At 62.3% G+C, this 24,958-nt stretch carries 24 protein-coding genes and 1 tRNA gene; 19 read left to right on the top strand and 6 right to left on the bottom strand.

The genetic code is table 11. The features are described 5' to 3' along the window. Positions 1-123 precede the first annotated feature (123 nt). The gene (locus G6N78_RS06010) at positions 124-375 is read right to left on the bottom strand and encodes a YMGG-like glycine zipper-containing protein (protein ID WP_165216543.1); all 252 of its coding nucleotides are present in this window, start codon (positions 373-375) and stop codon (positions 124-126) included. 272 nt (positions 376-647) lie between these two features. On the opposite strand from G6N78_RS06010, the gene G6N78_RS06005 reads away from it, so the two are divergent. The 5 genes from G6N78_RS06005 (at position 648) to G6N78_RS05985 (ending at position 7,096) form a co-directional block, all read left to right on the top strand. After that, positions 648-1,139 carry a (2Fe-2S)-binding protein gene (locus G6N78_RS06005; protein ID WP_165216541.1) on the top strand — a complete coding sequence of 164 codons (492 nt, stop codon included), beginning with the start codon at positions 648-650 and terminating at the stop codon, positions 1,137-1,139. A gap of 123 nt (positions 1,140-1,262) precedes the next feature. After that, positions 1,263-3,629 (top strand): xanthine dehydrogenase family protein molybdopterin-binding subunit, encoded by a 2,367-nt coding sequence (locus G6N78_RS06000; RefSeq protein WP_165216539.1) that lies wholly within the window; start codon positions 1,263-1,265, stop codon positions 3,627-3,629. Between the two features lie 19 nt (positions 3,630-3,648). Then, positions 3,649-4,443, top strand: coding sequence for an FAD binding domain-containing protein (locus tag G6N78_RS05995; protein ID WP_165216538.1), 795 nt, complete (start codon positions 3,649-3,651; stop codon positions 4,441-4,443). Positions 4,444-4,657: 214 nt separating this feature from the next. Next, positions 4,658-5,872: a 5-aminolevulinate synthase gene (gene hemA / locus G6N78_RS05990; RefSeq protein ID WP_165216536.1), complete on the top strand. Its 1,215-nt coding sequence runs from the start codon at positions 4,658-4,660 to the stop codon at positions 5,870-5,872. Positions 5,873-5,977: 105 nt separating this feature from the next. After that, the gene (locus G6N78_RS05985; RefSeq protein WP_165216534.1) at positions 5,978-7,096 is read left to right on the top strand and encodes a serine hydrolase domain-containing protein; all 1,119 of its coding nucleotides are present in this window, start codon (positions 5,978-5,980) and stop codon (positions 7,094-7,096) included. Between the two features lie 302 nt (positions 7,097-7,398). Here the strand turns inward: G6N78_RS05985 and G6N78_RS05980 are convergent, their stop codons facing one another. After that, positions 7,399-8,808: a helix-turn-helix domain-containing protein gene (locus G6N78_RS05980; RefSeq protein WP_165216532.1), complete on the bottom strand. Its 1,410-nt coding sequence runs from the start codon at positions 8,806-8,808 to the stop codon at positions 7,399-7,401. A 132-nt stretch (positions 8,809-8,940) separates the two neighbouring features. On the opposite strand from G6N78_RS05980, the gene G6N78_RS05975 reads away from it, so the two are divergent. The 9 genes from G6N78_RS05975 to G6N78_RS05935 all read left to right on the top strand — a co-directional run bounded on the left by G6N78_RS05975 (position 8,941) and on the right by G6N78_RS05935 (position 15,400). Further along, positions 8,941-10,473: an acyl-CoA carboxylase subunit beta gene (locus tag G6N78_RS05975; RefSeq protein ID WP_165216531.1), complete on the top strand. Its 1,533-nt coding sequence runs from the start codon at positions 8,941-8,943 to the stop codon at positions 10,471-10,473. A 13-nt stretch (positions 10,474-10,486) separates the two neighbouring features. Further along, positions 10,487-10,720, top strand: a complete 234-nt coding sequence (locus G6N78_RS05970) for a DUF4160 domain-containing protein (protein ID WP_165216529.1) — start codon at positions 10,487-10,489, stop codon at positions 10,718-10,720. Then, positions 10,695-10,982 (top strand): DUF2442 domain-containing protein, encoded by a 288-nt coding sequence (locus tag G6N78_RS05965; protein WP_165216528.1) that lies wholly within the window; start codon positions 10,695-10,697, stop codon positions 10,980-10,982. The genes G6N78_RS05970 and G6N78_RS05965 overlap by 26 nt, the downstream gene beginning before the upstream one ends. A 112-nt stretch (positions 10,983-11,094) precedes the next feature. Continuing rightward, positions 11,095-11,988: a glutathione-dependent disulfide-bond oxidoreductase gene (yghU, locus tag G6N78_RS05960; protein WP_165216526.1), complete on the top strand. Its 894-nt coding sequence runs from the start codon at positions 11,095-11,097 to the stop codon at positions 11,986-11,988. Positions 11,989-12,068: 80 nt separating this feature from the next. Further along, entirely contained in the window at positions 12,069-12,446 is a 378-nt protein-coding gene (locus G6N78_RS05955) for a hypothetical protein (protein ID WP_165216524.1), read from the top strand. A 37-nt stretch (positions 12,447-12,483) separates the two neighbouring features. Further along, positions 12,484-12,858 (top strand): hypothetical protein, encoded by a 375-nt coding sequence (locus G6N78_RS05950; RefSeq protein WP_165221332.1) that lies wholly within the window; start codon positions 12,484-12,486, stop codon positions 12,856-12,858. 19 nt (positions 12,859-12,877) lie between these two features. Then, positions 12,878-13,114 carry a DUF4160 domain-containing protein gene (locus G6N78_RS05945; RefSeq protein ID WP_165216522.1) on the top strand — a complete coding sequence of 79 codons (237 nt, stop codon included), beginning with the start codon at positions 12,878-12,880 and terminating at the stop codon, positions 13,112-13,114. Then, positions 13,095-13,379 (top strand): DUF2442 domain-containing protein, encoded by a 285-nt coding sequence (locus G6N78_RS05940; RefSeq protein ID WP_165216520.1) that lies wholly within the window; start codon positions 13,095-13,097, stop codon positions 13,377-13,379. The genes G6N78_RS05945 and G6N78_RS05940 overlap by 20 nt, the downstream gene beginning before the upstream one ends. An 11-nt stretch (positions 13,380-13,390) precedes the next feature. Then, positions 13,391-15,400 carry an acetyl-CoA carboxylase biotin carboxylase subunit gene (locus tag G6N78_RS05935; protein WP_165216518.1) on the top strand — a complete coding sequence of 670 codons (2,010 nt, stop codon included), beginning with the start codon at positions 13,391-13,393 and terminating at the stop codon, positions 15,398-15,400. A gap of 246 nt (positions 15,401-15,646) precedes the next feature. Here G6N78_RS05935 and G6N78_RS05930 read toward each other — a convergent pair whose 3' ends face one another. After that, positions 15,647-15,916, bottom strand: a complete 270-nt coding sequence (locus G6N78_RS05930) for a type II toxin-antitoxin system ParD family antitoxin (protein WP_165216516.1) — start codon at positions 15,914-15,916, stop codon at positions 15,647-15,649. 106 nt (positions 15,917-16,022) lie between these two features. Here G6N78_RS05930 and scpA point away from each other — a divergent pair, with 106 nt between their 5' ends. Continuing rightward, a complete protein-coding gene (gene scpA, locus G6N78_RS05925; RefSeq protein ID WP_165216514.1) occupies positions 16,023-18,161 on the top strand; it encodes a methylmalonyl-CoA mutase in 2,139 nt (712 codons plus the stop codon). 209 nt (positions 18,162-18,370) lie between these two features. Here the strand turns inward: scpA and dxr are convergent, their stop codons facing one another. Next, positions 18,371-19,537 (bottom strand): 1-deoxy-D-xylulose-5-phosphate reductoisomerase, encoded by a 1,167-nt coding sequence (gene dxr / locus G6N78_RS05920; protein ID WP_165216512.1) that lies wholly within the window; start codon positions 19,535-19,537, stop codon positions 18,371-18,373. A 141-nt stretch (positions 19,538-19,678) separates the two neighbouring features. Here dxr and G6N78_RS05915 point away from each other — a divergent pair, with 141 nt between their 5' ends. The 3 genes from G6N78_RS05915 (at position 19,679) to G6N78_RS05905 (ending at position 22,297) form a co-directional block, all read left to right on the top strand. Next, positions 19,679-20,893 (top strand): FAD-dependent oxidoreductase, encoded by a 1,215-nt coding sequence (locus tag G6N78_RS05915; protein WP_165216510.1) that lies wholly within the window; start codon positions 19,679-19,681, stop codon positions 20,891-20,893. 281 nt (positions 20,894-21,174) lie between these two features. Next, positions 21,175-21,522: a hypothetical protein gene (locus G6N78_RS05910; protein ID WP_165216508.1), complete on the top strand. Its 348-nt coding sequence runs from the start codon at positions 21,175-21,177 to the stop codon at positions 21,520-21,522. A 142-nt stretch (positions 21,523-21,664) separates the two neighbouring features. Beyond that, positions 21,665-22,297: an exopolysaccharide biosynthesis protein gene (locus G6N78_RS05905; RefSeq protein WP_165216506.1), complete on the top strand. Its 633-nt coding sequence runs from the start codon at positions 21,665-21,667 to the stop codon at positions 22,295-22,297. 59 nt (positions 22,298-22,356) lie between these two features. On the opposite strand, the gene G6N78_RS05900 is transcribed toward G6N78_RS05905, so the two are convergent. Both G6N78_RS05900 and G6N78_RS05895 read right to left on the bottom strand, forming a co-directional pair. Continuing rightward, positions 22,357-22,433, bottom strand: a tRNA-Arg gene (locus G6N78_RS05900). Positions 22,434-22,523: 90 nt separating this feature from the next. Then, a complete protein-coding gene (locus G6N78_RS05895) occupies positions 22,524-23,687 on the bottom strand; it encodes a M20 aminoacylase family protein (RefSeq protein WP_165216504.1) in 1,164 nt (387 codons plus the stop codon). 155 nt (positions 23,688-23,842) lie between these two features. On the opposite strand from G6N78_RS05895, the gene G6N78_RS05890 reads away from it, so the two are divergent. After that, positions 23,843-24,934 (top strand): D-alanyl-D-alanine carboxypeptidase family protein, encoded by a 1,092-nt coding sequence (locus tag G6N78_RS05890; RefSeq protein WP_234905889.1) that lies wholly within the window; start codon positions 23,843-23,845, stop codon positions 24,932-24,934. Positions 24,935-24,958 lie beyond the last annotated feature (24 nt).

The following is a 24,958-nucleotide window of genomic DNA, read 5'->3' as shown; positions in this document are numbered from 1 at the left end:
ACTTCTTCCTAATGTAAACGAAAATGCACGGGCAGGCTGTGTCGCATCTGCCTCAGAGGCGCGAAAAGGCTCCGGCGCATGCCCGGAGCCTTCCCGTTCCATCTAATATGCAATGGTCGCTGCTCAGCAGTTGTCGATGTAGCGGCGGCCGTAACGGTCACGGTAGTAGCACTGGCCCGGCTGTTCGGCGACGGAGCCAATGAGCGCGCCGCTGACGCCGCCGACAGCAGCACCGACCGCTGCGCCGCGGACATTGCCCGTTGCGAGACCGCCGATCACTGCGCCCGTACCGGCACCGATCCCTGCGCCGCGTTCCGTCTGCGTGCAGCCTGCCATCGTCAGGCCGACCACCACTAGCACCAAAGCCTTTTTCATCACTCTCTCCACTTGTCACGAGCGTGTCGCCGCTCTTTAGCCGCTGAACCGCGGCACGGTGTCATCTCCCCGCATACAGGCAAGAATAAGGTCCGCCTTCTGGAAGTCCATATCAGCGCCGGCTGATTCTCCTGAGAAAGTGGAAATCGCCCGCCCTGACATTTGGTCGCTCCCCGAAAACTATCTGTTGATCCTCTGCCAAAAAAGGCAAATGATGCGCCTTGTGTTTGAGGAGACACGGCCCTTTTCGAGAGGGCAAACGGGAGGACAATATGGCGAAAGTGACGTTGACGGTGAACGGCCGGACGATGTCGGGCGAGTGCGACGACCGCACGCTGCTCGTGCATTTCATCCGGGAAAAGCTGGGGCTGACCGGCACGCATGTGGGGTGCGATACCACCCAGTGCGGCGCCTGTGTCGTGCACCTGGATGGCAGGTCTGTCAAAAGCTGTTCCATCCTAGCGGTGCAGGCCTCCGGCTCCACCGTCACGACGATCGAAGGTATCGCCGCCCAGGGCGAGCTGCATCCGGTGCAGGCCGCCTTCAACCAGCATCACGGCCTGCAATGCGGCTTCTGCACGCCCGGCATGGTGATGACCGCCGTCGATATGATCGCCCGCCACGGCGGCAATCTCGACGAGGCGACGGTGCGCCACGAACTGGAAGGCAATATCTGTCGGTGCACCGGCTATCACAACATCGTCAAGGCGGTGCTGTCGGCCAATGAAGAGATGCATGGGGCTGCACGGCAGGCCGCAGAGTGAGGCAGTAGGCAGTAGGCAATAGGCAGTCGCCGGTGGGGCTTTGTCCCCGGCACGCCGCCATTGCGCAAAATCCCTACTGCCTATTGCCTACATCCTAATCCCTATTCTCTGGAGGAGACGAAAATGGGCATGGAAGGTATTGGTGCACGCGTGGCCCGCAAGGAAGACAAGCGCTTCCTGACCGGCAAGGGCCGCTACACCGACGACATGATCGTTCCGGGTATGAAATTTTCCTATTTTGTCCGCAGCCCGCATGCTCATGCCAGGATCACCGGCATCGATGCATCGGCTGCGAAGGCCATGCCGGGCGTCATCGACGTGCTGGACGGCAAGCAGTTGCAGGCCGATGGTATCGGCAATCTCATCTGCGGCTGGATGATCCATTCAAAGGATGGCTCGCCGATGAAGATGGGCGCCTGGCGGCCGCTCGCCGTCGATACCGTGCGCTATGTCGGCGATGCGGTGGCGATCGTCGTGGCGGATTCGGCTGCCGAAGCACGCGATGCGGCGGAAGCCGTGATCGTCGATTACGAGGAACTGCCGGCGGTGACGACATCGCTTGCCGCCCTCGGTGAGGGTGCGCCGCAGATCCACCCGGAAGCGCCGGGCAACCTCATCTTCGACTGGCAGATCGGCGACGGCGCCGCAACCGACGCGGCGATCGCGTCGGCCGCGCATGTCACCGAGATTGAGATCCTGAACAATCGTCTGTCGCCGAACCCGATGGAGCCGCGCGCCACGCTCGGCATCTATGACAGCGCCGAGGATCACTTCACCTGCTACACCACCAGCCAGAACCCGCATGTGGCGCGTCTGGTGATGAGCGCCTTCTACAATGTCGCGCCGGAAAACAAGCTGCGCGTCATTGCCCCGGATGTCGGCGGCGGTTTCGGCTCGAAGATCTACATCTATCCGGAGGAGATCGTCTGTCTCTGGGCATCGAAGAAGACCGGCGTGCCGGTCAAGTGGACCTCGGATCGTACCGAAGCCTTTCTTACCGATGCGCATGGCCGCGACCATGTGTCGAAGGTGAAGATGGCCTTCGACAAGGACCACCGCATCATCGGCTTGAAGGTGGATACGATCGCCAATCTCGGCGCCTACATGTCGCTCTTCTCGTCGGCGGTGCCGACCTATCTCTACGCGACGCTTCTCTCTGGCCAATATGCCATCCCGGCCATCCACGCCAATGTCCGCACCGTCTATACCAATACGGTGCCGGTCGATGCCTATCGTGGCGCCGGCCGTCCGGAAGCCACCTATCTGCTGGAACGCACCATGGAGACGGCGGCGCGCGAACTCGGCATTTCGCCGGCGGAGCTTCGCCGCAAGAACTTCATCCGTAGCTTCCCCTACCAGACGCCGGTCATCATGAATTATGACGCCGGCGATTACGAAGCCTCGCTCTCGGCGGCCATGGCCGCGGCGGATTGGGATGGTTTCCCGGCCCGCCGGGCACAGTCCGAAGCGCACGGCAAGAAGCGCGGTATCGGCATGAGCTGCTATATCGAGGCGTGCGGGATTGCCCCGTCCCAGGCGGTCGGCTCGCTCGGCGCCGGTGTCGGCCTTTGGGAATCGGCGGAGGTGCGGGTCAATGCGGTCGGCACGATCGAAGTGCTCACCGGCTCGCACAGCCATGGCCAGGGCCATGAAACCACCTTCGCTCAGTTGGTGGCGGATCGCCTCGGCGTGCCGATCGCCAATGTCAACATCGTGCATGGCGATACCGACAAGGTACAGATGGGCATGGGCACCTATGGTTCGCGCTCCGGCGCCGTCGGCATGTCGGCCATCGTCAAGGCGCTCGACAAGGTGGAGATGAAGGCAAAGAAGATCGCCGCCCACCTGATGGAGGCCGATGAGAGCGACATTGTCATCGAAAACGGCGAGCTGAAGGTGGCCGGCACCGATAAGAGCCTGCCCTGGTTCCAGGTGGCGCTCGCCGCCTATACCGCCCACAACCTGCCGGCCGGCATGGAACCCGGCCTGAAGGAAGGCGCCTTCTACGACCCGTCCAACTTCACCTTCCCGGCCGGCTGTTACATCGCCGAGGTGGAAATCGACCCGGAAACCGGCAAGACCGAGATCCTGCAGTTTGTCGCGGCGGATGATTTCGGCAATATCATCAATCCGCTGATCGTCGAGGGGCAGGTGCATGGCGGGCTTGCCCAGGGGATCGGACAGGCGCTGCTGGAAGAGGTGCGCTACGACGAGCAGACGGGCCAGATCCTGACCGCGAGCTACATGGATTATGCCATGCCGCGCGCCGATGATCTGCCGTCGTTCACCCTGTCGCACCAGAACACGCCGTGCCCCGGCAATCCGCTCGGCATCAAGGGCTGCGGCGAAGCGGGCGCCATCGGTTCGCCGCCGGCGCTGATGAATGCGATCACCGATGCGATCGGCATCAATGATCTCACCATGCCGGCCACACCGCTCAAAGTCTGGAGCGCCCTGCAGGGCTCCTCCATGCGCATGGCCGCCGAATAAGACAAGAGGAGAGAACACCATGTATGCCACCAGCTACCACCGTGCCTCCTCTGTCGGCGAGGCCGTCAACCTGCGCTCCTCCCAGGAGGAGGGGCGCTACATCTCCGGCGGCATGACGCTGATCGCCACCATGAAACAGCGTCTTGCAGCACCCTCGGACCTGATCGACCTGCGCCATATCAACGATTTGAAGGGCATCAGCGTCGAGGGGCGCGCCGTGCGGATCGGTGCGGGGACCCCGCATGCGGAGGTCGCGGCGTCCGCGGCGCTGCGCGCCGTTTGCCCGGCCATCTGCGCTCTCGCCGGCATGATCGGCGATCCGCATGTGCGCCACATGGGCACGATCGGCGGTTCGGTCGCCAACAACGACCCGGCGGCGGATTATCCCTCGGCCATGCTTGCCCTCAATGCCACGATCGTCACCGACCGGCGGGAGATTGCAGCCGACGACTTCTTCGTCGGCATGTTCGAGACGGCACTGGACGAGGCGGAGATGATCACCGCCATCCGTTTCGAGGCGCCGGAAAAGGCGGGCTATGCCAAATTCGCCAACCCGGCCTCGCGTTACGCGCTGACCGGCGTCTTTGTCGCCAAGTTTGCGACCGGGGTGCGTGTCGCGGTGACGGGCGCCGGCTCGAACGGCGTCTTCCGCGTCGCAGAGATGGAGGCCGCGCTTGCGGCGTCCTGGTCGCCCGAATCGGTTGCCGGTGTGTCCGTCGATCCGGGCATGCTGATGTCGGATATGCATGCGACATCGGAATATCGCGCCAATCTGGTGCGCGTCATGGCCAAACGGGCCGTACAGGCCGCCTGACTTGGCATTAAAATGTGCAAGGGGCGGCTTCGGTCGCCCCTTTTTGCGCTCAACTTGATGTGAATCAACTTTCTCTTATGGATCGTGTCGTAAATTCAAATTGGAATTGTTCAAAAAAATGGGCCAAATGCCGCAGGTGACTGCGAATTGCGCCTGCCGGGGTTGACGCTGTGTGCGTGGAGACCCAAAAAAGGGCAGGTTCTGGAGTGTGAGAATGGATTTCGAGGCATATTTCAAGGGCGAGCTGGACAGTCTTCATCAGGAAGGCCGTTATCGTGTTTTCGCCGATCTCGAGCGGCACCGCGGTAATTTTCCGCGCGCGACGCGACACACTCCGGATGGCAAACGCGAAGTCACCGTCTGGTGTTCCAACGATTATCTCGGCATGGGCCAGCATCCGGCCGTGATCGCCGCCATGCATGAGGCGATCGATCACTGTGGCGCGGGTGCGGGAGGCACCCGGAATATTTCTGGCACCACCCACTATCACGTCCTCTTGGAGCAGGAACTGGCCGATCTGCACGGCAAGGAAGCCGGCCTGATCTTCAATTCGGGCTACATGTCGAACTGGGCGACGCTTGGCACGCTCGGCCAGAAGATCCCCGGCCTCATCATCTTCTCCGACGCGCTGAACCACGCCTCAATGATCGAGGGCATCCGCCACGGCAAGTGCGAGCGCGTCATCTGGAAACACAACGATCTGGACGATCTGCGTGCCAAACTGCAGGCGGCCGATCCGAAGGCGCCGAAGCTGATCGCGTTTGAAAGCGTCTATTCCATGGATGGCGATATCGCTCCGATCCGCGCCATCTGTGATCTCGCCGAGGAATTCGGCGCCATGACCTATCTCGATGAAGTGCATGCGGTTGGCATGTACGGCCCGCGCGGTGGCGGCATTGCCGAGCGCGAAGGCCTGATGGACCGAATCACCATCATCGAAGGCACGCTCGGCAAGGCCTTTGGCGTGATGGGTGGTTACATCACCGGCTCGCATGCGGTGTGCGATTTCATCCGCTCGTTTGCCTCCGGCTTCATCTTCACGACGGCGCTTCCGCCGGCGCTCGCCGCCGGGGCGGTCGCCTCGATCCGCCACCTGAAGGCGAGCCCGTTCGAACGCGCCCGTCACCAGGACCGCGTGCGCAAGCTGCGCGCCTCGCTCGATGCCCGCGGCATTCCGCATATGCCGAACCCCAGCCACATCGTGCCGGTGATGGTGGGCGATGCGGCGAAGTGCAAATGGATCTCGGACCTTCTGCTCGACCATTCGGACATCTATGTCCAGCCGATCAACTATCCGACGGTGCCGCGCAAGACCGAACGCCTGCGCATCACCCCGACGCCGCTGCATTCGGATGCCGATATCGAGCATCTGGTCGGCGCCCTGCATCAGCTCTGGTCACGTTGCGCCCTCGCGCGTGCGGTTGCCTGAGGCTTACATTCCCGACTGAATTCTTTGCGCGAATTCACGGCTTGAATTTCGAGGACGGATCATGGACAGATGATCCGTCCTTTGTTTTTCCCGGAGTGCTGGCCGATGTCCATGGATCGTGTGAATGTTCTACTCGATCAGGTCACAGCCAGCGGTCGCATCACGGGAGCCGTGGTGCTGATCTACCGCGATGGCGAGCCCGTTCTGGAGCGCGCCGTCGGCTATCAGGACCGCGAAGCCGGCGTGCCGGTCAGCCTCGACACCATCTTTCGTTATGCCTCCGTCACCAAGCCGATCGTGGCCGCCACGACGCTTGCCATGGTCGAGCGCGGCCTTCTGACGCTGGACGATGCCGTGGCCGATTACCTGCCCTGGTTCCGGCCGCTTGATCCGGATGGCTCGCCGGCAGATATACGGGTGAGGCATCTGATCACCCACACGTCTGGCCTTGCCTATGACGCAAGCCTTGAGCGCCTTCCGCCGGACCGCGCCGTTAACCAGGGGCTCAGCGATACGACTCTCTCGCTGGAGGACAACTTCTCGCGCCTCAGCGGCACGACGCTTGCCTTCCGGCCCGGCGCGCAATGGGCCTATTCCACCGCCATCGATGTGCTGGGCGCGGTGCTGGAAAAGGTGCACGGCACGCCGCTGGAAGATGCCGTCGTCCATCATGTGGCGGAAACCTTGCAGATGCGCGACGCCCGCTTCCGCGTTACCGACCTGTCGCGCCTGGCCGTCGCCTATGCCGATTCCCCCGATGGGCCGGTGCGCATGCCGGATCCCTGGTACGCGCATAAGCCGGACCGCTTCGAGGGCTATTTCTCGCCGTCGCGGATTTTCAACGCCCGGGCCTACCAGTCGGGCGGTGCCGGCATGGCGGGAACGGCGCGCGATGTCATGCGGCTTCTCGAAACCATCCGCACCGGCGGCGATCCGCTGTTCTCGCGAGACCTGGCCGAAGCCGGCCTTTCCAACCAGATCGGCGACGTGCCCGGCAATCCCGGCCAGCGGTTCGGTTATTTCGGTGCGATCGTCACCGATCCCGTGGCCGCGGCAACGGCACTCCCCGCCGGCGCCATCCAGTGGGGCGGCGTCTATGGCAACACCTGGTTCATCTTGCCCGAGAAGGGCGTCACGGTGGTCAGCCTCTCCAACAATGCGCTCGAAGGCTGCAACGGCGCCTATGTCGAGGAATTGCGCGCAGCGGTCTGCGAAAACCTTTGAACCACAGCCCCGCGATTTTGGCTTCGTCCCCTCATCCCCCTGCCGGGGACTTCTCCCCGATGGGGAGAAGAGGCCAGGTGGCCAACGTTCAGCCCAACCTCTCATGGATGAAAAGGGCGCTAACGTCCTGTTTTACACCCTACTTGGCGCAAAGCGGCACTGCGCGTGTCTTCTCCCCATCGGGGAGAAGGTGGCGGCAGCCGGATGAGGGGGCGGCGTAGCCGCAACGTCTCCGCGCTTGAGCGTGTGAACTCGAATCGTGTATACCGCGCGCTGCCTCGTTTCGTCCGCCTGTTTCTCCCTCACACGATCCGGTACGGCACGATCGAGCGGTTGTCGTGGTCCACCGCAAGCCGGCTCTTCAGCGGTGGCATGGCGCGTTGCGGGCAGGTGTGGCGCTCGCAAATGCGGCAGGAAATGCCGATCGGCTCGAAGGCGGCGCGGTTGGCAAGGTCCAGATCGTCGGCATACACAAAACTGTCGGCGTAGGAGATCTCGCAGCCGAGCGCCAGCGCATAGCGCGGCTGCACGGCGCGAAAACCGCCGCTGCCCTTGGTGATCTGGGTGGCAAGACACAGATAACGCACGCCATCCGGTGTTTCCGCCAACTGACGGATGATGCGGCCCGGCATTTCGAAGGCCTGGTGCACGTTCCACAAGGGACAGGCGGCCCCGAAACGGGCAAACTGCAGTTTTGCTGCGCTGTGGCGTTTGGTGATGTTGCCGGCGCGGTCGACGCGGGCGAAAAAAATCGGCACGCCCTTCTGCCCCGGCCGCTGCAGCGTGCTCAGCCGATGGCAGATCTGTTCGAGGCTCGCGCCGAAATGCGCGGCCAGCAGGTCGAGATCGTGGCGCAGATCTCGGGCGCGTTTCAGGAAGGTGTCGTAGGGCAAAAGCAGCGCGCCGGCGAAATAGTTCTGCAGGCCGATGCGACAGATTTCTATCGCCTCCGATGCCCGGAAACCGGCCTCGCGGGCAATCCGGTCGATCGTGTCCGCCGCATGAAGCTGAGCAATCTGCAACGCCATCTGGAAATCACGTGTCGCCGGCGTCGCATAGGCGTTCAGCGAAAGCCTTCGGCCGGCCGGATCGAAGCTGCGGATCAGTTCGTCCTGCAGCGCCGTGCGCTCCACGCGAACACCGTAATGCTCCAGCAGGAAATGCTGCAGGGCTGCAGAATTGTCGCCGCCGCCAAGCGATAGCTCCGCCGCGAGCTTCTCCGCCATCACGTCCAGATCATGGATGTAGTTGTCGACGAAGTGGAAATAGTCGCGCACCTCGTCATAGGGCGTCGCCTCCGTCAGGGCGGCCCGGTCCAACCGGTCGTCCATGCTGGCCAGTTGTTCGCTGGAGCGGCGATAGGCCTGGTGGGTGGCAATCAATGCATGCGCCAAGGCAGGCGCATTCTGCGTCACCAGTTTCAACTCCTGCAGATTGGCGGTGTAGCCATCGAACAGCGGATCGGACAAAGCCTCGGACAGCGCCGAGAGCAGGCGGTCGCCCTCACCGGAAGAGAGTTCGGTAATGCCGACGCCGAATTTTTCCGCCAGTGCCAGCAGCACGGAGGCTGAAACAGGCCTCTGGTTGTTCTCGATCTGGTTGAGATAGCTCGTCGAAATGCCGAGCCGCTCGGCAAACTGTGCCTGTGTCGCGCGGGCGCCCTCGCGCACCTCGCGCACCTTGCGACCGATATAGAGCTTGCCGATGGCCATGATTTGCAATTTCGCAAAATGCTGTTTGCATATTCATACAATACACATCGCCACCTGTTCAACGAAAATCCATGTTTCGTGTGTCCCTTCAACGCGATACAACAGCAACAACGAGAGGTTTGGGAGGCAGCATTGCGCGCAGTCTTGAGCGAAGTGGAAGCACGGCGGGCGGAAGCGCGTCTGGGCGGGGGGCAGAAGCGCATCGATGCGCAGCACGCTAAGGGCAAGCTGACCGCCCGCGAGCGCATCGAGGTTCTGCTCGATGAAGGCTCGTTTGAAGAATACGACATGTATGTCACGCATCGCTGCGTCGATTTCGGCATGGCGGAGCAGAAGGTGCCGGGCGATGGCGTCATCACCGGCTGGGGCACGATCAACGGCCGCCAGGTCTATGTCTTCTCCCAGGATTTTACCGTTCTGGGCGGCTCGTTGTCGGAAACCCATGCGCAAAAAATCTGCAAGATCATGGATATGGCGGTGCGTGTCGGGGCGCCTGTCATCGGTCTCAACGATTCCGGCGGCGCGCGTATCCAGGAAGGCGTTGCGTCGCTGGCGGGTTATGCCGAAGTCTTCCGCCGCAATGCGGAAGCTTCGGGTGTCATTCCGCAGATTTCCGTCATCATGGGCCCCTGCGCCGGCGGCGCCGTCTATTCCCCGGCGATGACCGATTTCATCTTCATGGTGCGTGATTCATCCTACATGTTCGTCACCGGCCCGGACGTGGTGAAGACCGTGACCAACGAGATCGTCACGGCGGAAGAACTGGGCGGCGCCTCCACCCATACGAAGAAATCGTCCGTCGCCGATGCGGCCTATGAAAACGACATCGAAACGCTGGAAGCCGTACGCCAGCTTTTCGATTTCCTGCCACTCAACAATCGCGAAAAACCGCCGATGCGCCCCTTCTTCGATGATCCGGCCCGCATCGAGATGCGGCTCGACAGCCTGATCCCGGATTCGGCGGCCAAACCCTACGACATGAAGGAACTCATCTACGCGATTGGCGATGAGGGGGATTTTTTCGAAATCCAGGAGGCCTTTGCGAAAAACATTGTCACCGGCTTCATCCGGCTGGAGGGGCAGACGGTCGGCGTCGTCGCCAACCAGCCCATGGTGCTCGCGGGCTGCCTCGATATCGATGCCTCGCGCAAGGCCGCCCGTTTCGTGCGCTTTTGCGATGCCTTTTCGATTCCCATCCTGACGCTGGTCGACGTGCCGGGCTTCCTGCCGGGTGTGGCGCAGGAATATGGCGGCGTCATCAAGCATGGCGCGAAACTCCTCTTCGCCTATTCGGAAGCCACCGTGCCGATGGTGACGCTGATCACCCGAAAAGCCTATGGCGGCGCCTATGACGTGATGGCGTCGAAACATATCGGCGCCGATGTGAATTATGCCTGGCCGACGGCGGAAATCGCGGTGATGGGTGCCAAGGGCGCCACCGAAATCCTCTACCGTTCGGAACTCGGCGATGCGGAGAAGATCGCCGCGCGCACGAAGGAATATGAGGAGCGTTTCGCCAATCCCTTCGTCGCTGCGGAGCGCGGTTTCATCGACGAGGTGATCATGCCGCATTCCTCGCGCCGCCGCATTGCCCGCGCCTTTGCGAGCCTGCGCAACAAGCAGGTGAACACACACTGGAAAAAGCACGACACGATCCCCCTGTAAGGCGGGGGCCGAGATGCCGACGATCTTTGAATGGAAGGGCTGGACGTTCCTGTTTTTCAGTCTTGACCGAGGCGAACCGCCACACGTCCATGTCCGCAAGGATCGGAAGGAACTGAAGCTGTGGCTGGATCCGGTGCGTGTGGGGTATAATCGCCGTGTCGCGGATCACGAGGTCAACGCCATCGTGGCGGTCGTGAATGAACATCGGAAGGAGTTCCTTGATGCCTGGAACCGTTATTTCGGATGAGAACTGGGAAGATTTCGAGCCGGTCGAGGCCACGTGCAGCGACAGCGAATTGATCGTCGTCCTGGCCAATGGCGTGAAAGTTTCGACGCCGCTGTGGTGGTACCCGCCGCTCCTGGCGGCCACGCGGGAGGCGCGCAACCGGATTGCGCTTTCGCCCTCGGGCGTTCACTGGCCAGATCTGGATGAGGATCTCAGCATCGAAGGCATGTTGCAGGGCCGCAGATACCCGGAGGCAAAACCGCCCGCTGAGGCTGCTGAATAATATTGATGTGAGGTTGAAAATAGCGGGGAAGAGCGGAACAGTCCCATATGCCTCCCCATATGACCGAAGGCGCTGACTGGAGCGCCCCTCACGAACGAAGGAACGGATTTCGATGACCGACACCAAATTTCCGCCGGAAAACAATCTGCCCGCCGGCTACGAGCCGCCCAAGGTCTGGACCTGGGAGCCGGGCAATGGCGGCGCCTTTGCCAATATCAACCGTCCGATTTCCGGCCCGACGCATGACAAGGACCTGCCGGTCGGCCAGCATCCGCTGCAGCTCTATTCGCTGGGCACCCCGAACGGCGTGAAGGTCACGATCATGCTGGAAGAGCTTCTGGCCGCGGGTCATGCGGGCGCGGAATACGATGCCTGGCTGATCAACATCGGCAAGGGCGACCAGTTCGGATCCGGCTTTGTCGAGGTCAACCCGAATTCCAAGATCCCGGCGCTGATGGACCACCAGCCGAAGGATGGTGGCAAGCCGCTGCGCCTCTTCGAATCCGGTTCCATTCTCGTCTATCTCGCGGAAAAATTCGGCGCCTTCCTGCCGGAAAATCAGCGGGCGCGGGCAGAAGCGATGAACTGGCTGTTCTGGCAGATGGGCTCGGCGCCCTTCCTCGGTGGCGGCTTCGGCCATTTTTATGCCTATGCGCCGATCAAGATCCAATATGCCATCGACCGCTATGCCATGGAGGTGAAGCGCCAGATGGATGTGCTGAACCGTCACCTGGCAGAGAATGAATTCATGGCGGGCAGCGACTATTCGATCGCCGACATGGCGATCTGGCCCTGGTACGGGCGCCTGGCGCTGAAGGATGCCTATAACGACGCTGGCGATTTCCTGTCGGTTGACGACTACGAACACGTCCAGCGCTGGACGAAGCAGATCGGTGAGCGGAAGGCTGTGAAACGCGGTTCCATGGTCAACAAGGCCTCTGGAAATCCCGGTGCTTTCCTGCCCGAACGTCATTCGGCCTCGGATTTCGACGGACTGACGATCTGACACTACTTTTCGACTGCCTCTTGCCGGTTTCGGGAAGAGGCAGTCTGATCCAAGACAAAAAGCATGCACTGGAGACGGACGTGGCCAATCTGCCCGAAATGACGAAACATCGCGGTTTTCCGGGCGGCATGCCCGGCACGGGGGTGCAGTTCACCATCCGGCGTGCCAATCCGCGCGGTGTCACGCCATTGAAGGCGATTCCGCGCAAAGCCCGCCCCGGCACCAAGGAACATCGCATCGATGCGGCCTTCCTGCATGCCCTCTGGCATCATTTCGGCACGGAACCCTTCGAGCGCGGCAATCTGGATGCCGCCCGCCTCAGCCTGCTGTTCGGGCGAGAAGTGGTGGCGGTGGACAAGGATTTCGATCCGCTCTCCTACGAGGCGCTGCTGCAGATCAACGAGCGCCTGGCGCGGCAGAACTTTCCGGAAAGTTTCGAAGACGTGTTCGAGGTGTGATGATGCACTCTGTCTTTTCCCTGCCGGAGCACGGATGATGGCCAAGACCCCGGAGATGCCGAAACATCGTGGCTTTCCCCTCGGCCTGCCCGGCACGCAGTGGCAATATACGCTGCGCCGCGCCAATTCGAAGGTAACCAAGCTTTTTGCCATGCCGCGTTATCGCACGCTGGACCAGACGGTGGCGCTCGCCGATGCCGGTTTCGTGCAGGCGCTCTGGCAGTTTTTTGGCTCAGAACCGTTCGAGCGCGGCAATCTGGATGGCGAGCGGCTCTGCCGCCTGTTCGGGCGCGAAGTGATCGCAGCCGAACGCGGTTTTGATCCCGCCTCCTATTCCGCGATGCTGAAACTGAACGAGGCCGTGGCACGGAAGAATTTTCCGCAGGCCTTCGAAGAGATGGGTGGGGTTTAAGGGGCGGGGACCGGATTGCATGCCAACGCTGCTGGTTTGGAAGGGGCATCGCTTCTTATTCTACTCCAAGGAAATCGGAGAGCCGCCGCATGTGCATGTTCTGAAGGATGCAAAGCAGTTGAAAGTCTGGCTTCGGGATCTCGGTGTGGCCCGTAACGCTGGCTTCGCGGAACATGAGGTGAATGCTATCCTCAAGGTCGTCGCGCAACACCGGCAAAGTTTCGAGGAGGCGTGGGATGACTATTTTGGACATTGATGAGCGGCAGCTCCAGGTTGCTGCTGTCGAGGTGACGGCGCAAAGCATCATTTTCGACATGGCTGACGGACGCCGCATCGAAGCGCCCTTGTGGTGGTATCCGCGCCTTCAGGCGGCCTCTGCCCAACAACGTGCCGCCTGGACCATCCTGCCGTTTGGCGATGCGGTGGGCTGGGAAGAGATCGACGAATATATCAGTGCCAAGGCGCTCATCATCGGCGGTGCCGCGCCGGGCGCTGTTCCTCCTGCTCAAGCTGCTGAATGAGACAAAGCGTCATGATCCAGAAAATCCTGATCGCCAATCGTGGCGAAATCGCCTGCCGGGTCATCCGCACGGCCAAGAAGATGGGCATCAAGACGGTCGCCGTCTACTCTGATGCGGATGCAAACGCGCTGCATGTGCGCGAGGCTGATGAGGCGGTGCATATCGGGCCGGCACCCTCCTCGCAGTCCTATATCGTCATCGACAAGATCTTGGACGCCATCCGAAAGACCGGCGCCGATGCGGTCCATCCCGGTTACGGTTTTCTCTCGGAAAACCCGCTGTTTGCCGAGGCGCTCGACAAGGCGGGCGTGACCTTCATCGGCCCGCCGGTCGGCGCCATCCAGGCGATGGGCGACAAGATCACCTCGAAGAAGATCGCCGCGGAAGCCGGTGTATCCACCGTGCCCGGCCATATGGGCCTGATCGAGGATGCCGACGAAGCGGTGAGGATTTCCGCCGCGATCGGTTATCCGGTGATGATCAAGGCGTCCGCCGGCGGTGGCGGCAAGGGCATGCGCATCGCCTGGAACGATGCGGAAGCCCGTGAGGGGTTTCAGTCGTCGAAAAACGAGGCGAAAAGCGCGTTTGGCGACGATCGAATCTTCATCGAAAAATTCGTCACCGAACCGCGCCATATCGAAATCCAGGTGCTGGGCGACAAACACGGCACCTGCCTCTATCTCGGCGAGCGCGAATGCTCGATCCAGCGGCGCAACCAGAAGGTCATCGAAGAGGCACCGTCGCCTTTCCTGACGCCGGAAACCCGCCGCGCCATGGGCGAGCAGGCCGTCGCGCTTGCGAAAGCCGTGGGTTACCATTCGGCGGGTACGGTGGAATTCATCGTCGATGGCAAGGCCAACACGTTCTACTTCCTCGAAATGAACACCCGCCTGCAGGTGGAACATCCGGTGACCGAACTCGTCACCGGCATCGATCTTGTCGAGCAGATGATCCGCGTGGCCTCGGGCGAAAAGCTGGCGCTGACACAGGATGATGTGAAGCTGAACGGCTGGGCGATCGAAAGCCGGCTTTACGCGGAAGATCCTTTCCGCAACTTCCTGCCCTCCATCGGCCGGCTCTCGCGGTATCGCCCGCCGGTCGAAGGCGTCCAGGCCGATGGCACCGTGGTGCGCAATGATACCGGCGTCTTCGAAGGCGGCGAGATTTCCATGTATTACGATCCGATGATCGCCAAGCTCTGCACCTGGGGTGAGACGCGTGCGGTGGCGATCGATGCCATGGCCGCGGCGCTCAATGATTTCGAGGTGGACGGCATCGGCCACAACCTGCCCTTCCTCTCCGCCGTCATGGGGCAGGCGCGTTTCCGCTCCGGCAAACTGACCACCGCCTATATCGCGGAAGAGTTCCCGGACGGCTTCTCCGGCGTCGCCCCGGATGCGGCCTCCTCGCAGCAACTGGCCGCCATTGCTGCCGTCCTTCATGCCCAGATCCAGGGCCGGGCGGCGCAGATATCCGGCACCATCGGCAATCATGCCCGCAAGGTCGGCAAGGACTGGGTGGTGACGTTCGGCGAGGTCAGCCACACGGTCACACTGTCCGGAGGATCGGGGACGGAGACTGTCACCTTCGGCGAGGGCGGCGACAGCGTGAAGGTTTCCGGTTCCTGGCATCCGGGCCAGACACATGCGCATTTTGCGGTGAACGGGCAAAAACTCGGCGTGAAGATCAACCTGATCGGCTCCGCCATCCGGCTTCGCGCCAACGGCATGGATGTCTTGGCCCGCGTGCGCTCGCCGCGGGTGGCAGAGCTGGCAAAGCTGATGCCGGTCAAGCTGCCGCCGGATACGTCGAGAATGCTGCTCTGCCCGATGCCGGGCGTCATCACCGGCGTCGCGGTCAAGGCGGGCGATACGGTGGAAGCCGGCCAGACATTGGCGACCGTCGAAGCCATGAAGATGGAAAACGTGCTGAAGGCGGAGCGCCGGGCTGTGGTCAAACGCGTGGCGGCCAGTGCGGGTCAGAGCCTGGCAGTGGACGAGTTGATCATGGAGTTCGAGTGATGCGGAAGGCGGTTTCACCCCCCTCTGCCCTGCCGGGCATCTCGCCCACAAGGGGGGAGATCGGGTGTGGAACCGTCCCGCAGACCCTCGTCCGCTTTAAGGGGCGCTCAGGCTTCCGCGATCGCTGGTTCTCGAGACGTCGCCTTTTGCCGATCTCCCCCCTTGTGGGGGAGATGCCCGGCAGGGCAGAGGGGGGTATCTGGCTCTGTCAGTATGATCGAACGGGATCTCACAGCGAACCGTTCGCTAGAGGCCGTATTCCGCCTTCTTTCGAGCTATCATTGCCTCTATTTGCGCGTGACTCTCTTCCATCGTCAGGAAGGGGCCCTTGCGTCTGCGTTCAATCAACGCCCGTAGTGCCGCAAGCTCCGCCTCTTTCATCTCGGTCTGCTCGCGCAAGAGTTCCAGCCCCTGCTGCACCACGGCGCTTATGCTGGAATAGCGGCCTTCCTCTACAAGCCTGCGGGCAAAGGCGTCCTGCTGATCGGAAATCGAGACGGATGCTTTTACGGTCATGGCTCAGGGCTCCCGCGAGAAATGCGTACACTATGCTACTGAGTAGCAATTCCGTCAATCTCAACGCCACGCTGACTGTGATGTCGGCCCCCGGAGGATCCGCCCGATGACCAAGAAAACCGTCGTAGACTGGCAGGCGCTCGCCGAAAAGGAGCTGAAGGCCTCACCGGACAAGCTTGTGTGGCACACGCCGGAAGGCATCCCGGTCAAGCCGGTTTACACGGCAGACGATCTCAACGGCATCGAGCATCTCGACAGCCTGCCGGGCTTCAAGCCCTATCTGCGCGGGCCGCGCGCCACCATGTATGCCGGCCGTCCCTGGACGATCCGTCAATATGCCGGCTTCTCCACGGCGGAAGAAAGCAATGCCTTTTATCGCAAGGCGCTTGCCGCCGGCCAGCAGGGTGTCTCCGTCGCTTTCGATCTCGCCACCCATCGCGGTTACGATTCGGATCATCCGCGTGTCGTCGGCGATGTCGGCAAGGCGGGCGTGGCAATCGACAGCGTCGAGGACATGAAGATCCTGTTCAACGGCATTCCGCTGCAGGATATCTCCGTCTCGATGACCATGAACGGCGCGGTCATCCCGATTCTCGCGAACTTCATCGTGACCGGCGAGGAGCAGGGCGTGTCCCGCGATCTGCTCTCCGGCACCATTCAGAACGACATTCTGAAGGAGTTCATGGTCCGCAACACCTATATCTATCCGCCGGAACCGTCGATGCGGATCATCGCGGATATCATCGCCTATACGGCGAAGGAAATGCCGCGCTTCAACTCCATCTCGATTTCCGGCTACCACATGCAGGAAGCCGGCGCGACGCTGGTGCAGGAGCTCGCCTTCACGCTCGCGGATGGCCGCGAATATGTGCGCGCAGCACTCGCCCGCGGCCTGAATGTCGATGAATTCGCCGGGCGCCTGTCCTTCTTCTTCGCCATCGGCATGAACTTCTTCATGGAAGCGGCCAAACTGCGCGCCGCCCGCCTGCTCTGGTCGAGGATCATGGAGGAGTTCCAACCGAAGAAGCCGGGTTCGCTGATGCTGCGCACCCACTGCCAGACCTCGGGTGTCTCGCTGCAGGAGCAGGACCCCTATAACAACGTCATCCGCACGGCTTACGAGGCACTGTCGGCGGTGCTCGGCGGCACGCAGTCGCTGCACACCAATGCGCTGGATGAGGCGATTGCGCTGCCGACGGAATTTTCGGCGCGCATTGCCCGCAACACGCAGCTGATCCTCCAACACGAAACCGGCGTCACCAAGGTCGTCGATCCGCTGGCGGGTTCCTATTATGTCGAAAGCCTGACCAAGGAGCTGGCGGACAAGGCCTGGGCGCTGGTCGAAGAGGTCGAGGCTATGGGCGGCATGACGAAAGCCGTGGCCGATGGCCTGCCGAAGCGGCTGATCGAGGAGGCGGCGACGCGGCGCCAGGCCCGGGTCGATCGGGGCGAGGAAATCATCGTCGGCGTCAACAAGTACCGGCTCGAAAACGAGGAGCCGATCGACATCCTCGACATCGACAATACCGCCGTGCGCAATTCGCAGATCAAGCGGCTGGAGCAGATCAAGCGCCAGCGCGATCCGAAGCGTGTGGCCGAAGCGCTGGCGCTGCTGGAAGAGGTGGCGGAAACCGGCGAAGGCAATCTTCTGGCGGCTGCCGTCGAGGCGGCGCGGGCGCGGGCCACCGTCGGCGAAATTTCCGATGCCATGCGCCAGGCCTTTGGCGATCACACGGCCGTGCCAGAAGTGGTGAGCGACATCTACGGCCCGGCCTATGCGGATGATCCGGAATACCAGACGCTGACCGGCCGCCTCTCGGCCTATGCTCAGGCCACCGGCATCAAGCCGAAAATGCTGGTCGCCAAACTTGGCCAGGATGGGCACGACCGCGGCGCGAAGGTGATCGCCTCTGCCTTCGGCGATATCGGCTTCCAGGTGGTCGCCGGGCCGCTGTTCCAGACGCCGGATGAGGCCGCGGCGCTCGCCGTCTCGGAAAAGGTGCAGGTGGTCGGCATGTCGTCGCTTGCCGCCGGGCACAAGACGCTGGCGCCGCAACTGGTGGAAGCGCTGAAGGCCAAGGGTGCGGAGGATGTCATCGTCGTGGTGGGCGGCGTCATCCCCCGTCAGGATTACCAGTTCCTGATGGACTCGGGCGTCGCCGCCGTCTTCGGCCCCGGCACCAATGTGCTGGATGCGGCGCGTGCCATCCTCGACCTGATGGAGGGCCGGCGCCGAAACGCGTAAAGCTTGCAAAATCGAAGCATCTCGTGCGCTCGGAACCGTACTCCCTCACCCGGCCTCCGCTTTGCTCGGCCACCCTCTCCCCAAGGGGAGAGGAGATCCGCGAACGTTGCGGCTTATCCCTTCTCCCCTCGGGGAGAAGGTGCCCGAAGGGCGGATGAGGGGCATTGCCGCCGTCAAAGGCTGTCCGACTGGTCCGGGCCGCCTGAGCCTTACCCCAGCCGGCGCCCTGCCGCATGCCGGGCTTCGAGGTCCGCGGCAAACACATCGTCCATGCTGGCCGCCGGCGGCAGGTGGGCCAGTTCCTCCATCACCGCTTCGGTGATCTCGGCCATGGCGAGGAAGCCAAGGTCGCCGGCAATGAAGGCGTCGAGCGCCATTTCCTTGGCGCCGTTCAGCACGGCACCCTGCACGCCGGCACGGGTCATCGCGAGCCGTGCTAGTCTCATCGCCGGAAAACGGTCCTCGTCGGGCGCTTCGAAATCCAGTCGCGAGAGCTTGGCGAAATCCAGCCGCTCCACCGGCAGCTTTCCGCGGCGCGGATAATGCAGCGCATAACCGATCGCGTGGCGCATGTCCGGGCAGCCAAGCTGCGCCAGCACCGAGCCATCCGCATAACCCACCATGGAGTGGATGATCGATTGCGGATGCACGATCACCTCCACCTGTTCGGGCGTCAGGCCGAACAGATGTTTCGCCTCGATCATTTCCAGCGCCTTGTTGAACATCGAGGCGCTGTCGATGGAGATCTTCAGCCCCATCGACCAGTTGGGATGGGCACGCGCCGTCTCCACCGTCACATCGGCCATCTGCGCCTTGGTGAAGGTGCGGAACGGGCCGCCGGAGGCGGTCAGGATGACGCGCTCGATGGCGTGGCGCTGGTTTTCCTCCAGCACCTGGAAGATGGCATTGTGTTCGCTGTCGACCGGCAACAGGCGTCCGCCGCCTGCCTTTACCGCCGAGACGAACAGATCGCCCGCCGAAACTAGGCATTCCTTGTTGGCGAGTGCAATGTCGGCGCCGCGGCGGGCCGCGGCCAGCGTCGGCGCAAGACCGGCGGTGCCGACGATCGCCGCCATCACCATGCCGGCCTCGGCGCTGGCGGCTTCCAAAAGCCCCGTCTGGCCGGCGGCCACCTCGATGCCGGTGCCGGAGAGAAGATCGCGCAGCGCCACATACTGGCTTTCGTCAGCGGTCACTGCGAGCTTTGCCCGGTGCGTTCTCGCCTGCTCGGCCAGAAGCTCGATATTGCCGGCACCGGTCAGGGCGACAACCTCGAAGGCGTCGTGATCATCCAGATGGGTCAGCACATCCAGCGTGTTCGTGCCGATGGAGCCGGTCGAGCCGAGAATGGAGATGCTGCGCTTCGTCACTGTCATGCCAAGGGTCCGCGTTGGTCACCGCTCGTTTACAGCCGGCGCGTGCGCCTCACAAGGGCGGATGCGTCGCATTGAATTTCATCCCTGCCGGTGCCAGATGCGGTAGACTGTCAATGATGATGGCCGGGTGGAGACGAAATCATGGCTGATACGGTGCTGACAACAACCTGCGCCATTGCCGGCGGCGGCCCGGCCGGGCTGATGCTTGGCCTCCTTTTGGCGCGCGCCGGTGTCGATGTCACCGTCGTCGAAAAGCACGGCGATTTTTTGCGGGATTTCCGCGGCGACACCATCCATCCTTCGACGCTGGAGGTGATCCACGAACTGGGCCTAGAAGAGGCTTTTCTGAAATTACCGCACACGCGTGCGCCAAAACTCTCGGCGGAAATGGGCGGACGCACCATCACCATGGCGGATTTTTCCCGGCTTCCGGTGCGCAACCGCTTCATCGCCTTCATGCCGCAATGGGATTTCCTCGATTTCCTGTCGAAGGAAGCGGGGCGCTATCCGAACTTCCGCCTGATGATGGCGACCAAGGTCGTGGACGTGCTGGAGGAGGGCGCACGAATCGCCGGGCTGTCGCTCGATACCGCGGATGGCCCGATGCGGCTGCGCTCCACCTTGGTGGTTGCCGCCGATGGCCGCCATTCGGTGGTGCGCGAAAAGGCCGGACTGGAGGTCGAAAGTTTTGGCACTCCCAGCGAAGTCGTCTGGATGAAGCTTTCCAAGCAGCCGGGCGATCCCGCGGAGACCATGGGTCATGCCGGGCCGCGCCAGGGTTTCGTGCTGATCGATCGTGGCGATTACTGGCAATGCGGCTTCATTGTCCGGCGCGGCACCTTTGCCGAAATCCGCACGGGCGACCTCGAAGCCTTCCGCGACATGGTCCGAGCCGTTTCGCCGCTTCCGGCCTCGCGCATGGCCGAAATCGCCACTTGGGAGGATGTCAGCCTCTTGCAGGTGCGCATCGATCGGCTGAAACAGTGGTGGAGGCCGGGACTGCTCGCCATCGGCGATGCGGCGCATGCCATGTCGCCCATCGGCGGCGTCGGCGTCAATCTCGCCATCCAGGATGCGGTGGCGGCCGGTAACCTGCTGGCGCGCCCCTTGAAGGAGGGGCGTCTGACGGATGCCGATCTCGCGGCGGTGGAAAAGCGCCGCCTGTTTCCCACCAAGGCCACGCAGAAGCTGCAATTGATGATGCGCTCCAGCCGCCGCAAGGATCAGGGGCAGGAGGAGCGCCGTAAGGGGCCGCCAGCCTTCATTCGTGGTATAGCGCGTTTTCCGTTGCTTGCGCACCTGGCCGGCCGATTCATCGGGCTCGGATTTCGCATGGAACATGTGCGTAATTGCTAAAGTACGGCTGCCTCTTTTCTGGCACAGAATCAGGTTTAGCTGGGCTCGATCAAGTTTTTGCTCTTGGATGGAAACATTTCTGCTCAAGAGTTGACATCGCCATTCTCTTGGTTAGTCATTTTTACGGAAAGTTTACCATGTTGCACGAAGAGTTGAGGTGCTGAGCACAACCGGCCAGCACGATGCCTTGCGGTGTCAAAATGGCCGGCTGTTTTGCGAAAGAGCAAGAATGCAATGACTGTGTTCTCTTTCGATTTCATCATCCCTGGCGAGGAATGACCATGACAATGGAACCCATGGACGGAATTCTGGTTCGAGATCTCGTTGCGACATGCGATACTCAAACCGCGACTTATGTACCTAGCGCACTTTTCGGCTACATCGCATCCGTCATGGATCCGCGTGAACCCAGCGTCTATCTCATCGATCTTCTTCCCTCCCTCAGTGCGGCAACCCAATCGTTCTTGAATTCGATGGGCGTGTTCAATCGGTCGCCGCTGCCGGAGAGCGAGGTGGCGAACCGCCGGCGACGCCTGCTGGATTGCCTCGATGCCTTTATCGATGAAGCCCGACTGAGCCGACAAAGCGTCGTGTTCCTGGACGCGTTGCGGGCAGGGGAACGGATGTAACCTTGCTTTTTGGCTGGCCCAGGCCCGGGCTGTCGCAGAGAGTTTGCGTGCCGGTGGCAGATGGCTGGTCAAATGCCGGTCGGCACACCATATCCTCGCACCTGACCCAGGCGCTTCGCCTGGTCTTGCGGCAAGGGGCCACGTGACGGTGCAGACAGAAAAAAGCCTTTCCCTGGTTCTCGACGATCTGTTTCAGTATTTCGAAAACCGACCGATCACGCTCGGTCGCCTGCTTGCCGTTCTCGGCGAGCAAGCGATCGCGATGGTTTTGCTGGTCTTTTCCATCCCGGCCATCATCCCGACGCCCGGCGTGCCGGCCGGAATGATTTTTGGCTCCGTGCTCGTCGTGCTCTCCTGCCAGCTCGTCGTGGGAACGCGTCGCTTCTGGCTGCCCAAACGGCTGGCGCGGATCGAGGTGCCGCGCAATCTGCTTTCTGCCATGGTCGTGCGCCTCGGCCCGAAACTTCAATGGCTCGAAACCTGGCTGAAACCGCGATGGACGGGGCTGTCCGGTCCCGCGGCCCTTCGCCCGCTCGGCGCCGTCGTCGTCGTCATGGGCGTCATCATCGCTTTGCCGATCCCGTTCGGCAATGTGCTTCCGGGTCTCTCGGTCTTCTTCATCGCGCTCGGATTGGCGCAGCGCGATGGCGTGGCAATCGGCATCGGCCTTGCGTTCGGCGCGGCGGCCATCGCCTTCACCGCCTTCATCCTGCTCGGCGGCTGGTGGCTGATCAGCGGCTGGTTCGGCTGGTCCTCCGGCACGGCTCCGATGTGACAAGCCGTCACACGGCGGTGCCTGCGGCATCCGCTGATAGGGCCGAATTTTTCAGGAAATGGTGTCCACGAGAGGATTCGAACCTCCGACCCCAGGATTAGGAATCCTGTGCTCTATCCTGCTGAGCTACGTGGACATCGCGCCGCTTGCGGATCGTTCGCTACATACCGCAGCCGGGCGTAAGGGACAAGCCTTTCAAGCCCGGCGGCGGTCGATGCGCTGCGGATCAGTCGGTCAGCCGCTGTTCGGCAAGTTTCACCCAGTAGGAGATGCCGTAGGCGATCGCCTCGTCGTTGAAATCGTAAGACGGATTGTGAAGGGCGGCGGTCTCGCCATTGCCGATCATGATATAGGCGCCGGGGCGGGCCTGCAGCATGAAGGCGAAATCCTCGCCGGCCATGCTCGCATCCACGTCGGTGTTGACGTTCTTTTCGCCGACGATGTCGATGGCGGCGCGTGCGGCGTGCAGGGTTTCGTCGGCATGGTTCACCGTCACCGGGCAGGCGCGCTCGTACTCCACCTCCACCTTCGCGTCATGGGCGGCGGCAATGCCTTCGGCGATCTGGCGGATGCGGTTTTCGGCAAGATCGCGCACGCCTTCATCGAGGCTGCGCACGGTGCCGGTGAGAAAGGCTTCTTCCGGAATGATGTTGTGCGTTGTGCCGGCATGGAACTGGGTGACCGAAACGACGACGGAGCGCAGCGGATTGGCATTGCGGGCGGCAATCATCTGCAGGCCGCCGACGATCTGCGAGCCGATGACGATCGGGTCTGCCGTGCGGTGCGGCTCGGCTGCGTGGCCGCCGCGGCCGGTGATCCGGATCGAGAACTTGTCGGGGGCAGCCATGATGCCGCCCTTGCGGATGGCAAAGGTGCCGAGCGGCATGCCCGGCATGTTGTGCATGCCATAGATTTCCTCAATGCCGAACCGCTCCATCATGCCGTCTTCGACCATGGCGAGCGCGCCGCGTCCGCCTTCTTCGGCCGGCTGGAAGATCACGGCGACCGCGCCGTTGAAGTTGCGCGTTTCGGCGAGATGTTTGGCGGCGCCGAGCAGCATGGCGGTGTGGCCGTCATGGCCGCAGGCATGCATCTTGCCGGGCGCCTTCGAAGCCCAGGGCTTGCCGGTGATTTCTTCGAGCGGCAGCGCGTCCATGTCAGCGCGCAGGCCGATCACCCGGTCGCTTTCACCCTTGCCCCGGATGATGCCGACGACGCCGGTGCGGCCAAGCCCGGTCACGACTTCGTCAACGCCGAACGCCTTCAGCTTGTCCTCGACAAAGGCTGCGGTTTCCTCCACGTCGTAGAGAAGACCTGGATTTTCATGGATATGACGCCGCCATTCTGTCACTTCGTGCTGCAGTTCGGCGGCTCTGTTCAAGATCGGCATGGGACTTCCTGTTGTCATTGACGGCTGCGATGGGTGTTCCGAAGCATTGATATTGCGCCGCAGAATTGACGGAATCAATGATCTTTGCCATTGCTTGGCCATAAGTGCACCGTAAGCGCCATTGCGTTTCCCGCGACCTTAACGAGGCTTACTCCTTGTCCGACCAGACGCTCCGCCTGACCGCATCGAGACTGCTTGCTGCGACGATCGCCGCTGGACTTGTCCTTGCAACCGGAAGCACCGCGGCAATGGCCAATCCGAAGATGGTGGTGGATGTCCGCTCCGGCCGGGTGCTGGTGCATCAGGAAGCCTTCCGCAAGTGGTATCCGGCATCGCTCACCAAGCTGATGACGATCTATGTGACGTTCAAGGCGCTGAAGTCCGGCAAGGCCAGCCTCGATATGCCGGTGGTGATGAGCCGGCGGGCGGTCGATGAGCCGGCGAGCAAGATGTATTTGAAGCCCGGCGCCTCGATGACGCTCGATGCGGCGCTGAAGATCCTGATGGTGAAGTCCGCCAATGACGTCGCCGTCGGCGTTGCCGAGACGATTGGTGGCACGGCGGAAAACTTCGTCGCCATGATGAATGCGGAGGCCGCACGGATCGGCATGAGTTCGTCGCGCTTCATCAATCCGCATGGCCTGCCCGGCAAGGGGCAGTACACGACGGCGCGCGATCTGGCGGTTCTTGCCGTGCAGCTGCGCCGCGAATTTCCGGAATATGCCGGTTATTTCGCGCTGGAAGGTGTCACGACCGGCTCCAAGGATTACCCGAACTACAACATGCTGATCGGTCGCTTCGATGGCGCCGACGGCATGAAGACGGGCTTTATCTGCGCCTCCGGCTTCAACCAGGTCTCGTCCGCCACACGCAACGGCCGCACGGTCGTCTCCGTCGTGCTGGGCTCCGACAGTCTCGCCGGACGGGCGGATGAATCCGCCGACCTGCTGCAGAAGGGGCTGACCCTGCCGCAAGGCTCCGGCGAAGCGCTGGGAAGCCTGCAGCCCTACGGGCCGGACCAGGATCAGGTGGTCGATGTCAGCGCCGAGATCTGCAATCCGCAGGCCGCCAAGGTGCGCAGCGAAAACCGCGACGATGCCGGGCGCATGGTCGTGCATTCGCCCTTTATCAAGGAAATGGCCGCGCCGCCGCAGTTCAGCATGGCCGCCATCCTTCCGCCGCCGACGCCAGCCAAGGGTGAGCTTGCCAATATTCCGGTGCCGATCCCCCGTCCGGCCTCCTTCTGATTTCTCGTTTCCAGGACATCCATT

It is taken from the genome of Allorhizobium pseudoryzae (assembly GCF_011046245.1).
Taxonomy (GTDB): domain Bacteria; phylum Pseudomonadota; class Alphaproteobacteria; order Rhizobiales; family Rhizobiaceae; genus Neorhizobium; species Neorhizobium pseudoryzae.
Note: the sequence above shows the minus strand (reverse complement) of the source record. Positions and strands in the feature narration are given on the sequence as shown.